This is a genomic window from Heyndrickxia coagulans DSM 1 = ATCC 7050 (assembly GCF_000290615.1).
Taxonomy (GTDB): domain Bacteria; phylum Bacillota; class Bacilli; order Bacillales; family Bacillaceae_C; genus Weizmannia; species Weizmannia coagulans.
The window spans coordinates 56769-69140 of sequence record NZ_ALAS01000107.1 but is presented as its reverse complement, the minus strand read 5'-3'; the positions used below and the strand labels follow the sequence as shown (position 1 = coordinate 69140).

Annotated in this window: 10 protein-coding genes; 1 reads left to right on the top strand and 9 read right to left on the bottom strand. The window is 49.3% G+C overall.

Annotated features, from left to right (window positions below; genetic code table 11):
* Window positions 1-234: 234 nt before the first annotated feature.
* From mdh to IC21_RS05270, 4 genes are all read right to left on the bottom strand, one after another.
* Window positions 235-1170: a malate dehydrogenase gene (gene mdh, locus IC21_RS05285; RefSeq protein ID WP_019720742.1), complete on the bottom strand. Its 936-nt coding sequence runs from the start codon at window positions 1168-1170 to the stop codon at window positions 235-237.
* Between the two features lie 74 nt (window positions 1171-1244).
* Window positions 1245-2519, bottom strand: a complete 1275-nt coding sequence (gene icd / locus IC21_RS05280) for an NADP-dependent isocitrate dehydrogenase (protein WP_013859914.1) — start codon at window positions 2517-2519, stop codon at window positions 1245-1247.
* Window positions 2520-2714: 195 nt separating this feature from the next.
* Window positions 2715-3830 (bottom strand): citrate synthase, encoded by a 1116-nt coding sequence (gene citZ / locus IC21_RS05275; RefSeq protein ID WP_019720741.1) that lies wholly within the window; start codon window positions 3828-3830, stop codon window positions 2715-2717.
* A 381-nt stretch (window positions 3831-4211) separates the two neighbouring features.
* Window positions 4212-4679 (bottom strand): DUF441 domain-containing protein, encoded by a 468-nt coding sequence (locus tag IC21_RS05270; RefSeq protein WP_014097750.1) that lies wholly within the window; start codon window positions 4677-4679, stop codon window positions 4212-4214.
* Window positions 4680-4846: 167 nt separating this feature from the next.
* On the opposite strand from IC21_RS05270, the gene ytvI reads away from it, so the two are divergent.
* Window positions 4847-5965 (top strand): sporulation integral membrane protein YtvI, encoded by a 1119-nt coding sequence (gene ytvI / locus IC21_RS05265; protein WP_029141411.1) that lies wholly within the window; start codon window positions 4847-4849, stop codon window positions 5963-5965.
* 42 nt (window positions 5966-6007) lie between these two features.
* On the opposite strand, the gene pyk is transcribed toward ytvI, so the two are convergent.
* The 5 genes from pyk to ystJ form a co-directional block, all read right to left on the bottom strand.
* Window positions 6008-7768 (bottom strand): pyruvate kinase, encoded by a 1761-nt coding sequence (pyk, locus tag IC21_RS05260; RefSeq protein ID WP_029141412.1) that lies wholly within the window; start codon window positions 7766-7768, stop codon window positions 6008-6010.
* 21 nt (window positions 7769-7789) lie between these two features.
* On the bottom strand, window positions 7790-8752 hold the full coding sequence (gene pfkA / locus IC21_RS05255; protein WP_029141413.1) for a 6-phosphofructokinase: 963 nt from the start codon (window positions 8750-8752) through the stop codon (window positions 7790-7792).
* A gap of 420 nt (window positions 8753-9172) precedes the next feature.
* Complete coding sequence (accA, locus tag IC21_RS05250; RefSeq protein ID WP_017554740.1) at window positions 9173-10147, bottom strand: acetyl-CoA carboxylase carboxyl transferase subunit alpha; 975 nt, start codon at window positions 10145-10147, stop codon at window positions 9173-9175.
* Window positions 10141-11016, bottom strand: a complete 876-nt coding sequence (accD, locus tag IC21_RS05245; RefSeq protein WP_017554741.1) for an acetyl-CoA carboxylase, carboxyltransferase subunit beta — start codon at window positions 11014-11016, stop codon at window positions 10141-10143. The genes accA and accD overlap by 7 nt, the downstream gene beginning before the upstream one ends.
* A 105-nt stretch (window positions 11017-11121) precedes the next feature.
* Entirely contained in the window at window positions 11122-12354 is a 1233-nt protein-coding gene (gene ystJ, locus IC21_RS05240) for an NADP-dependent malic enzyme (RefSeq protein WP_029141414.1), read from the bottom strand.
* Between the last annotated feature and the right edge of the window lie 18 nt (window positions 12355-12372).

Below are 12372 nucleotides of genomic sequence, written 5' to 3'. Positions count from 1 at the left end.
TATTCGCCCACAAGCGTACATTTAAATGATAGAGCGTCTTCCCATTTTTTTCCACTCATCTGCCCTTCGAGTAAAATTTTACACATACCGCTTTTAAAAAAAAGAAACGAAATATTGCCGCTCTGTTGCCGCCGGGAAAGGCGCGATCATCGCTTTTTCCGGCAGGTTTTAAAGGAGCAGGCACGAAAAAAAGCCCCAAACCCTTCGTGCGGATTTGGAGCAGAATTTTTCTGTTTATACGAGTGCATCCATGACTTTCCGGACGGAAGCGGCGGATTTGTCAAGCGCTGCTTTTTCTTCCGGTGTCAAATCGAGTTCGATGATTTTTTCAAGGCCGTTGCCGCCCAAAATGACCGGAATGCCGAGATAAATGCCGTTATAGCCGTATTCGCCTTCGAGATAAGCAACGGCGGGCAGGATGCGGCGCTGGTCTTTGGCAATGGCTTCTACCATTTCCGTTAATGCCGATGCCGGCGCATAATAAGCACTGCCGTTGCCAAGCAGGTTCACGATTTCCCCGCCGCCTTTTCTTGTCCGTTCCACAATTTTATCAAGGCGCTCTTTTGGAATCAATGTTTCAAGCGGAATGCCGCCTGCGTAAGAATAGCGGACGAGCGGCACCATCTCATCGCCATGGCCGCCGAGCACAAAACCGGTAACGTCTTTGACGGAGACGTCCAGTTCCTCTGCGACGAAAGCGCGGAATCTTGCCGTGTCGAGGACACCCGACTGGCCGATTACACGGTTTTTCGGAAAACCGGATGTTTGAAAAACGGTGTAAGTCATCGCATCAACCGGATTCGTCAGTACAATCAGCACGGCATTTGGCGAGTATTTTACAATTTCCTTTGTCACGTTTTCCATGATCCTTTGGTTTGTCTGGACGAGGTCATCCCGGCTCATCCCCGGTTTGCGCGCAACGCCCGCGGTGATGACGACGATATCGGAATCCTTTGTGCCTGCATAATCCGACGTGCCGGTGATCCTGGCATCAAACCCCTGTACCGGGGATGCTTCAAACATGTCCAAGGCTTTCCCCTTTACCGGATTTTCCAATTGCGGGATGTCAACGAGCACCACATCCCCCAGTTCTTTTTGGGCAATCAGAAATGCCGTTGTCGCCCCTGTAAAACCGCCGCCAATAACCGATATTTTTTTCCTTTTCAGCATGACGAGCCTCCTTTGTTTAAGTGTCAGCCGGCTGTCAAAAAGGCAGAGCCGGCCTGCCGTAAATCATTTGTCCGTTATTCCGCCATGTTTTTGATCAGTTCATCGCCGAATTCAGAGCATTTGACTTCCCTCGCGCCATCCATCAGGCGGGCAAAGTCGTATGTGACAACTTTGGAAGCGATCGTTTTTTCCATCGAACCGGTAATCAATTTTGCCGCTTCATTCCAGCCCAGATGTTCGAGCATCAAAACACCCGACAAAATAACAGATGAAGGGTTCACTTTATCCAAGCCGGCATATTTCGGCGCCGTTCCGTGCGTCGCTTCGAAAATGGCATGGCCGGTTTCATAGTTGATGTTCGCGCCAGGGGCAATCCCGATGCCGCCGACTTGTGCGGCGAGCGCATCCGAAATGTAGTCGCCGTTTAAGTTCATCGTTGCCACGACATCAAATTCGCGCGGGCGGGTCAAAATTTGCTGCAGGAAAATATCGGCAATCGCATCTTTGATGATGATCTTGCCGTTTGCTTCTGCTTCCTTCTGCGCCTGGTTGGCAGCATCCGCGCCTTTTTCTTCTTTAATGCGGTCGTATTCGGACCAGGTAAAGACTTTATCGCCGAATTCCCTTTCCGCCAGTTCATAACCCCAGTTTTTAAACGCGCCTTCCGTAAATTTCATGATATTGCCTTTATGTACGAGCGTAACGGATTTGCGTCCTTCTTTGATCGCATAGTTAATCGCGGCGCGCACCAGCCGTTCCGTGCCTTCCTTCGATACCGGTTTGATGCCGATGCCGGAAGTTTCCGGGAAGCGGATCTTTTTTACGCCCATTTCATTTTGCAAAAACGAAATGACTTTTTTCACTTCCGGCGAACCTTCTTTATATTCAATGCCGGCATAAATGTCTTCCGTGTTTTCGCGGAAAATGACCATATCGGTATCCTGCGGGCGTTTGACCGGGGAAGGGACGCCATCAAAATAACGGACAGGGCGCAGGCAGACGAATAAGTCGAGTTCCTGGCGCAGCGCAACATTCAGCGAACGGATCCCGCCGCCGACCGGAGTGGTTAACGGCCCTTTAATGGCAATGAAATATTCGCGGATCGTGTCAAGCGTTTCCTGCGGCAGCCATTCCCCTGTTTTATTGAATGCTTTTTCCCCTGCATAGACTTCTTTCCAGACAATTTTCTTTTCGCCTTTATAGGCCTTTTCAACAGCCGCATCCAATACGCGCTGTGCAGCCGCCCAAATATCAGGGCCTGTGCCGTCCCCTTCGATAAATGGAATAATCGGGTGATTCGGTGTGTTTAATACGCCGTTTTCTACGGTGATCTTTTCTCCTTGTGCCATTTCAAAATCTCCTCCAGTCCCAATATCAGTTTATACTTGTGGTGTACACGGAATGGGCCGGCCCCGTGAATGGCCACAGGCCGGTCCTTCTCCAAAAAGCGCACGCTTGCCCGTCCCCGAAAGATTGAAAGGCACGGGCGGGCGTTTTAAAAAATCGCGAAAAATTTCAGCCGGGATTCCCCGCCTAGGTTTGCGTTACCGGTCTTCGAGCGGAACGTACTGGCGCATGCCCGGGCCGATATATTCCGCGCGCGGGCGGATAATCCGGTTGTTGGAGTATTGTTCCAGAATATGGGCAATCCATCCGGAAATGCGGCTGACGGCAAAAATCGGCGTGAACAGATCATGGTCGATGCCAAGGCAATGGTAGACAGATGCGGAATAAAAGTCCACATTGGCAGGAATGCCTTTTTCGCTCGTGACAATTTGCTCAATTTTTACCGACATATCATAATATTTACGCTGTCCGGTCAGCTCTGTCAATTTTTCCGACATTTTTTTTAGGTGTTTTGCGCGCGGATCGCCTTTTCTGTAAACGCGGTGGCCAAAACCCATGATTTTTTCTTTTTTCATGAATTTTTCATGCAGGTAATTTTCCACTTTATCGGCCGAGCCGATTTCGGTGAGCATTTTCATGACCTGCTCATTTGCGCCCCCGTGGAGCGGGCCTTTCAATGCGCCGATTGCAGCGGTAACGCCGGAATAGATGTCGGAAAGCGTCGCAACGCAAACGCGTGCAGTAAAAGTAGATGCGTTCAGTTCATGGTCCGCATGCAGCACAAGCGCTTTATTAAAGGCCTCCACTTCAATCGGTTCCGGTTCCTTTCCTTTTAACATGTACAGGAAGTTTGCGGCAAAACCGAGATCTCTGCGCGGCGCGACAGGTTCCAGGCCTTTCCTGACTCTTGCGAAAGCGGCAACAATTGCCGGTATTTTTGCCTGCAGCCGGATGGCTTTGCGCAAGTTTGCTTCCCGGTCCATTGCATCTGCTTCATCATCGTACAGCGCAAGTGCGGAAACAGCGGTGCGGAGCGCGGCCATCGGGTGCGCTTTCCCGATCGGGTAGGTTTTAAAGCTATCCAAAATTTCATTCGGCAAATCCATATGATCCGCCAGTTCCTGCTTAAATGTTTCCAGTTCGGATTTTGTCGGCAGTTTTAAATGCCACAGCAGGTAGACGACTTCTTCAAAGCTGGCTTTTTCCGCTAAATCATCAATGCTGTAGCCGACATATGTAAGCGTGTCATCGATGATCGAGCTGATTGAAGTTTCACTTGCAACGACCCCTTCCAGACCTCTTGTTGCTGCCATGCTTATCTCTCCTTCTCCTTAAAAAGTTGTTTCCCCCATCTCAAACGTAGATAAGTTGATTTCGGGGTATATATTTTTCTGCAGAATAAATAACGGTTGCCGGCCGGCAATATGCAAGCGATCACATACTCTATTATAATATAATAATTATATTTGTCTATTTTTTGACGTACATGTGCCCGCTTACATAAATCATTATAAACAATTTTCAAACATATTGGTACAGAAAAAAGCCAAATTTCTTCTTTTAGTATAGCGCTTTTGCAGCCGCCCTGGCAATCATTTTGATTTTAGCATGCGCCTTTCTGTGGCCAACAGGAGAAAAACCGTTGAAAAGTCTTTTTTTCAACGGTTTTTATATGACCTGCAAATTTCTCCCGGCTAAAAACTGTTTGTCACCCATTCGACAATTTTCATGGCCATCCAGGCAATGCCGGCGCCGATCAGCGGCCCGACCGCAACCCCTTTAAACAAAGAAACGGCGAGAATGGTGCCAAGCACGAGCGCCGTCGTAATTTGCGGGTCGCTCGCAAGCAGGGTGATGCCGTTTTTGGCCAGAAGCGCGACAATGATGCCGGATGCAAGTGCAATCCATGCATACGGCGATTTGAGTGATTCATACAAATCTTTAAAGCCGATCTGCCCGGTTGCAATCGGCACAAGGACGGCAATCGTAATAATGGTGACGCCCCAGTTGATCCCTTTCGACTGGACGGTTGAAAAAATTTTTGCATCCAGCCCTGCCACTTTCAAGACAAGTAGCACAATAACTGAAATGATTAACGATTGGTTTTTTGCCGCAAATCCTATCGCTAAAAGCAGCAGCAAAAACAAATACGGCTGGTACATATATATCCCTTCTTTCATGCTGAAAATCTTATGGCGCCGGGTATTTTTTCTGAATTTTTGGCAAAGATGGAAATAGAAAATCTATCAAAAAAAAACAGCTTTTTCTTTGTTTTACACGCCCCGCCGTGTAAAATAATAACATATTAACGAAAACAGGAGGGTCAGACTTGAATTCCGTTTACATACACCGCGCGCTGCGGGGCCTTTTTGTTGCACTGTGCATCCTGGTTGGCTTTTTTGCAGTCTATCTGGCTGTAAAATACGCTTATCCGTTTATTATTGCCCTGTTGATCGCGCTTATGATCAACCCGCTCGTCAATTTTCTGGACAAAAAGGTGAGACTTCCGCGGGCGCTTGCTGTTATCATATCCCTGATCCTGATCATTAGTGTCTTTGTCGGCATCATTACGCTGCTTGTTGCCGAGATTGTAACAGGGGCGAATTACCTTGCTGACGTTTTGCCGGAGCATGTCCAGACGCTTGTCAATTATTCGGAATCGCTTGTCACCGCACAAGTTTTGCCGCTGTACGACAAGCTGGCGGGCCTCTTTAAAAATCTCGATGCCGGCCAGCAGGAAACGATCGTGCAAAACATCCAGGCAGCCGGGCAAAAGATCGCTTCTTCAGCAGGCGATTTCCTGTCCGGGCTGTTTAAAAAACTGCCGGGGCTTGTTTCCTGGATTCCAAATGCGGCAACCGTGCTGATTTTTGCCCTGCTTGCAACGTTTTTCATCAGCAAAGACTGGAACCATTTGACAGGCAAAGGAAAGCTGTTGCTGCCGAAAAAAGCAAGAAAAAGCGGGATCACCGTGTTTGCCGACCTGCGCAATGCGCTGTTCGGTTTTATCCGCGCTGAATTGACATTGATTTCCATGACACTTGTCATTGTGCTGATCGGGCTTTTGATTTTGCGTGTGAATTACGCGATTACGATCGCCCTTGTTTGCGGTATTGTCGATATTCTTCCGTATTTGGGAACGGGCGTTGTGTTTGTCCCGTGGATCATTTACGAATTCATTACCGGCAGCCTGCCGCTTGCGATCGGGCTAACCGTCCTTTACATTGTCGTGATCGTGCAAAGGCAGATTATGGAGCCAAAAATTTTATCGTCCAGCATCGGAATGAATCCGCTCGCGACGCTGATTGCCCTGTTTATCGGATTTAAAACAGTCGGGTTTCTCGGCCTGATTCTCGGGCCGATTACGCTCGTGTTGCTGACCGCATTGATCCGTGCCCATGTGTTCCATGACATTTGGAACTATATTATGGGCAAAAAAGCAATATAAAAAGCGCAGAGGCCGGATGCCTCTGCGCTTTTTTTAGTTTACTTACAATACAGTCGCATGGCCGTTGTAAACCGAGCCGGTTGCCGCATCTACCGTAACTTCCTGCCCGTCTTCAAAAATGGAAACGGCTTTTTCAACGCCAACAATGACCGGAATGCCGACATTGATGCCAACAACTGCAGCATGGCTTGTCAAGCCGCCTTCTTCCGTAATCAGCGCGGCGCATTTTTCAATGGCCGGCATGATTTCTTTGTCGGTCGTTCTCGTGACGAGCACACAACCTTCTGTTGCCTTTGCGTTTGCTTCTTCAGGGCTTTCAGCAACGATGACCGGGCCGAATGCCGATTTTCTGCCGATTCCCTGGCCTTTTGCCAATATATCACCGATCAGGTGCACTTTCATCAGGTTGGTGGTGCCTTTCCCACCAACCGGGACGCCTGCTGTAATGATCACAAGGTCGCCGTGATGGACGATTTCGGATTTCAACGCTTCCTCCACTGCAATTTCAAGCATTTCATCCGTATTGTTTGCCTTTGTGCCCAATTGTGGGTATACGCCGGACACAACAGTTAAGCCGCGTTGTACCTTCGGATCGCTCGTGACAGCAATGATTGGGGCCGCCGGGCGGTATTTGGAGATCATGCGTGCCGTATAGCCGCTTTCAGTCGGCGCAATAATGGCATTCACATCAAGATTTAAAGCCGTATGGGCAACGGACTGGCAGATAGCGTCTGTCATATTATGGTCCGTGCTCTTGCTGCGCTTGTTCAGAATATCGCGGTGGTTAATTGCTTTTTCCACATGAACCGCAATATTGTACATCGTCTTAACCGCTTCAGCAGGATATTTCCCGGCTGCCGTTTCGCCGGAAAGCATGATCGCATCCGTGCCGTCAAAAATGGCGTTGGCCACGTCGCTTGCTTCCGCGCGGGTCGGGCGCGGGTTGCGTTGCATCGAATCAAGCATTTGCGTTGCGGTAATCACCGGTTTGCCGAGCGTATTGCATTTTCTGATCAGCTCTTTTTGCACGAGCGGTACCGCTTCGGTCGGAATTTCAACGCCGAGGTCACCGCGGGCAACCATTAAGCCGTCCGATACAGCTAGGATTTCATCGATGTTGTCGACGCCTTCCTGGTTTTCAATTTTAGGGAAAATTTTCACATGTAAAGCATCGTGTTCTTCAAGGAGCTGGCGAATTTCCAAAACGTCAGACGGCCGGCGTACAAATGAAGCCGCAATGAAGTCAATGCCTTGTTCAAGCCCGAACAGGATATCGCTCACGTCTTTTTCGGTAATGCCCGGAAGGTTCACGGAGACACCCGGGACGTTGACACCTTTTTTGTTTTTCAAAACGCCGCGGTTCAGCACTTTTGTATGGATTTCACCGGCGTTTTTATCGATGGCCGTCACTTCCAGTTCAATCAAACCGTCATCAAGCAGAATTTTAGAGCCAACGTGCACATCATCAATCAGTCCTTCATACGTGACCGAAAATTTTTCCGTTGTCCCGAGCACTTCTGTCATTGAAATGACCGGTGTCATGCCTTCAACGAGCTCGAATCCGCCGTCTTTCATATCATGGGTGCGGATTTCCGGGCCCTTTGTATCGAGCAGAAGCCCGATCGTTTTGTTTTGGTTTTTTGCAGCTTCACGGATATTTTTAATCCGGGCAAGATGTTCCTCATGGCTGCCGTGCGAGAAGTTCAGGCGGCAAACATCCATCCCGTTTGCCATTAATCTTTCAAGCATTTCCACACTTTCACTGGCAGGCCCGATTGTACATACAATTTTGGTTTTTTTCATTCTATTTCCTCCTAAGAAACGTTAGATCGACAATTCTTTCGACAGCTTGTACATGTTTTTATTAACGGCGTGCGGTTTTCCGAGAATCTCAAGGATATCGTGGTCAACCAGCTGGTTATTTTGAATGCCGACAGCGCGGCCCCCTTTTCCTTCAAGCAGCAGTTCAACAGCCCTTGCGCCGAGACGGCTTGCAAGCACGCGGTCAAATGCCGTCGGAGAACCGCCGCGCTGGATATGGCCGAGAACAGAAACGCGGGTATCGCCGATCACACCGGTTTTTTTCAATTGTTCAGCAAACTCGTTGCCGCTCATCACGCCTTCCGCGACAATGATGATGCTGTGGCGTTTGCCGCGTTTTCTCCCCTGTTCAAGACGCTCCACGATATCTTTTAAGTCAAATTTTTCTTCCGGAATAATAATCGATTCGGCTCCGCCGGCCAGGCCGGACCAGAGCGCGATATCCCCGGCATTTCTGCCCATGACTTCAATAATAAAGGTGCGTTCGTGGGAAGAAGCGGTGTCGCGAATTTTATCAATCGCATCAAGCACTGTGTTCAATGCCGTATCAAAACCGATTGTAAAATCCGTCCCCGGGATGTCGTTATCGATTGTCCCTGGCACACCAATGCAGTTAAAGCCCTGTTCCGTCAACTTTTTGGCCCCTTGGTAGGAACCGTCGCCGCCGATCACAACGAGCGCTTCAATGCCATGGTCTTTCAGCTGCCTGATCGCTTTTTGCTGCCCTTCCGGCGTTTTGAATTCTTCGCTTCTTGCCGACTGCAAAACCGTGCCGCCCCGCTGGAGAATATCGCCAACAGATCCTGCTTCGAGCTTTTGGATGTTTCCTTGAATCAATCCGTTATAACCTTGGTGAATGCCGTAAACTTCCAGGCCGTGATAAATCCCTTTACGGGCAATCGCGCGGACCGCCGCATTCATCCCCGGTGCATCGCCGCCGCTTGTCAATACTCCAATTCGCTTCATATGCTTCACCTCTGTATATGTAATTCTCATGGCAGGCCGGTATTTCAATCAAGCAAAGTAACTATAGTATCGCCAAGTCTGCCTTCGGATATATCTAAAATACCACTTTAAAAGCATGTTCACAATCAATCATGAAAAAGTAAAAATTTTAAAAATGTGCGTTTTTGAACAAACTGTGTCGGAATAGTATGAATACGCTACCAATTCCCCAGCCTTCCCGCTTGCCAGCAAAGGGCGTTCTTTTTTCTTTTCCCGGTTTCCATGCCGGTAAACCAGGATCTGTTTTTACGTTCCAACCACTTAGAAGAAAGGGACTAGCTGGAAAAACAGAACGCCAAAAATTTTGGCTTGTATACATTGCACCGTGTAAAAAGCGAGGCAACCGGCACAAAGTCAGCCGGTTGCCTGTCATCCTTGCGGCTACTGGCGGGCAAACTGTTCGAGCGTTGAAAACACGCCGATTTTACGGTATTTTTCGTACCTTTTTTCCACCAGTTCTTCAGGGGCATATGCCCGCAGCTCCTTTAATGATGCGGCAAGCACGGGGCGGATCAGCTCTGCCTGCGCTTTTGGATCTTTATGTGCGCCGCCTTTTACTTCCGGAATCAGATCATCGATAATGCCCAGTTCTTTCAGCTCGGGCGCGGTCATCTTCATGGTGGCGACAGCCCGTTTTGCCTGCGATGCATCTTTCCATAAAAGCGCCGCGGCGGACTCCGGTGAAATCACTGAGAACCATGAATTTTCGAGGACATGGATATGGTCGCCGACGCCAATGCCGAGCGCCCCGCCGCTGGCCCCTTCGCCGATAATCAGGCAGATGATCGGAACGGACAGCCCGGACATTTCAAACAAATTGCGCGCGATCGATTCAGCGATGCCCCTTTCTTCCGCTGCTTTTCCCGGATACGCACCTTTTGTGTCGATGAAGCTGATAATCGGGCGTTTAAATTTTTCTGCCTGCTTCATCAGCCGTAATGCTTTCCGGTAGCCTTCCGGGTGTGGCATGCCGAAATTGCGGCGGATGTTTTCTTTTGTGTCTTTCCCCCGCTGCTGGCCAATCACGGTGACAGGAAGACCCTCAAATTTTGCGATCCCGCCGACAACCGCCCCGTCGTCGCCATATACACGGTCGCCGTGGAGCTCGAGAAAATCGGTAAAAAGATATTGAATATAGTCCAATGATGTCGGCCGTTCGGGAAAACGCGCAATCTGGATTCTGTCCCACGGATCCATGTTTTCGTAAATTTCCTCTTCCAGCCGGGAAAGCCTTGCTTCCAGTTTTTTAATCTCGCTTGACAAATCGACATCCGACTGTTTTGTAAATTCCTTTAACTCGGCAATTTTGCGTTTCAGCTCAATGACCGGTTTTTCAAATTCAAGTTCATTCACCATTGTAATTCACCTGCGTTTGTTGGTTGATGGATGTCCAGAATGCCTGCCAATGTTTTTTTCAGGTCATGGCGTTTCACAACCGCATCGAGCTGGCCGTGTTGAAGAATAAATTCTGCAGTCTGGAAATCTTCAGGAAGTTCTTCTCGGATCGTCTGTTCAATAATACGACGGCCGGCAAAACCGATCAACGCACCGGGTTCCGCAAGATTGATATCCCCGAGCGAAGCAAAGCTTGCAGTCACGCCGCCTGTTGTCGGATGGGTCATCACGGTTACCGTTAACCCGCCGTGGCGGCTGAACCTTTCAAGCGCCGCGCTCGTTTTTGCCATCTGCATTAAAGAATATATCCCTTCCTGCATGCGGGCGCCCCCTGAAGCAGTGAAAATGATAAACGGCACATGGAGCCTGTCTGCTTCTTCGATGGCGCGCGTAATTTTTTCGCCGACAACCGAGCCCATGCTACCCATCCGGAATTGCGCATCCATGACAGCAAGCACGACCGGCCTTTCCTGAATGTCGCCTTTACCTGTCAGTACCGCTTCATTCAGGTTTGTTTTGTTGCGGTCTTTTTCCAGTTTTTCAAGGTAACCCGGAAACGCAAGCGGGTTTTTGGAAACAAGGCCGCGGTCGAACTCTTCAAACGTCCCTTCATCCAGCAGGCTTTCCACCCTTTCATAAGCGGTCATTTGATAATGGTAGCCGCAATGGAGGCAGACTTTTAAATTTTTCTGCAGTTCTTTTGTATACATGATTTTGCCGCACTTCGGGCATTTTGACATGATCCCTTCAGGAACTTCCTGCCTTGTATGGTCTGAAGGGATAGTCGCATATTTTCGCTTTTTCGGTTTAGAAAAAAAATCTTTCAGCAAATCTTACCCCTCCTGTATCTGGCACCGGAACCACCGGGCAAGCCGGCGGTTTTTCTGCCGAAGTACCGGCAAAAAAGGCGGCTTTTTTCTTCCGGCAACTGATGCTTATTTGCCAATTTCGGAAAGCTGCTTCGTTTTTTCGCGGATTTCTTCCGGGTCCACCTGAATGCGGGCGACACCGGTTTCCATCGCCGCTTTCGCAACAGCTGCCGCAACCGCCGGCGCAACACGCGGATCAAACGGGCGTGGAATGACATAATCCGCATTCAGTTCATGTTCATCAATTAAACCGGCGATCGCGTGGACGGCGGCTTGTTTCATCTTTTCATTAATATGCGTGGCGCGCACATCCAATGCCCCCCTGAAAATGCCCGGGAAGGCGAGGACATTGTTGACCTGGTTTGGAAAATCGGAGCGGCCTGTGCCAATGACTTTCGCGCCGGCCGCTTTGGCATCTGCCGGCATGATTTCCGGATTCGGATTGGCCATTGCAAAAATAATCGGATCTTTTTTCATTGACTGCACCATTTCTTTTGTCAGCGCCCCTTCCACGGAAACGCCGATAAAAACATCCGCTTCTTTGATCACATCCGCCAGGCTGCCTGCTGCTTTGTCACGGTTTGTATATTTGGCCACTTCGGATTTCACCTTGTTCATTCCGAACGGGCGCCCTTCATAAATTGCCCCTTTGGAGTCGCACATGATAATATCGCGGACGCCAAAGTTGTAAAGCAGTTTGATGATCGCGATGCCGGCAGCACCCGCGCCGCTTGCCACCACTTTAATTTCAGACATTTCTTTGCCAACGAGTTTTAAAGCGTTCACGAGCCCTGCAGCCGTTACAATCGCCGTCCCGTGCTGGTCATCGTGAAAAACAGGAATATTCATTTCCTTCTTCAGCTTTTCTTCAATGACAAAACAGTTTGGCGCGGCGATGTCCTCCAGATTCACGCCGCCAAAAACCGGTTCCAGCCGTTTCACTGTCTCCACGATTTCATCAATATCTGTCGTATCAAGGCAAATGGGAAAGGCATCGACGCCGGCAAAGCTTTTGAACAATATTGCTTTGCCTTCCATGACCGGGAGTGCGGCTTCAGGGCCGATATTTCCAAGCCCGAGAACGGCGGTGCCGTCCGTTACGACTGCGACCATATTGCCTTTCATCGTATATTCATAGACCGTTTCCGGTTTGTCGTAGATCATTTTGCAAGGCTCAGCCACGCCGGGCGAATAGGCCAGGCTCAGATCCTTTGCATTTTTGACGGTGACTTTTGACTTGGATTCCAATTTCCCTTTGTGTTCGCGGTGCATATGTAACGCTTCTTCCCGCAATGACATGAACCTCACTCCCCCGTT

Bases quoted from the DNA above. Each gene is read 5' to 3' on its own strand.
- mdh (WP_019720742.1), bottom strand. From the start codon at position 1,170: ATGCTGAAAAGGAAAAAAATATCGGTTATTGGCGGCGGTTTTACAGGG.
- icd (WP_013859914.1), bottom strand. From the start codon at position 2,519: ATGGCACAAGGAGAAAAGATCACCGTAGAAAACGGCGTATTAAACACA.
- citZ (WP_019720741.1), bottom strand. From the start codon at position 3,830: ATGGCAGCAACAAGAGGTCTGGAAGGGGTCGTTGCAAGTGAAACTTCA.
- IC21_RS05270 (WP_014097750.1), bottom strand. From the start codon at position 4,679: ATGTACCAGCCGTATTTGTTTTTGCTGCTGCTTTTAGCGATAGGATTT.
- pyk (WP_029141412.1), bottom strand. From the start codon at position 7,768: ATGAAAAAAACCAAAATTGTATGTACAATCGGGCCTGCCAGTGAAAGT.
- pfkA (WP_029141413.1), bottom strand. From the start codon at position 8,752: ATGAAGCGAATTGGAGTATTGACAAGCGGCGGCGATGCACCGGGGATG.
- accA (WP_017554740.1), bottom strand. From the start codon at position 10,147: ATGGTGAATGAACTTGAATTTGAAAAACCGGTCATTGAGCTGAAACGC.
- ystJ (WP_029141414.1), bottom strand. From the start codon at position 12,354: ATGTCATTGCGGGAAGAAGCGTTACATATGCACCGCGAACACAAAGGG.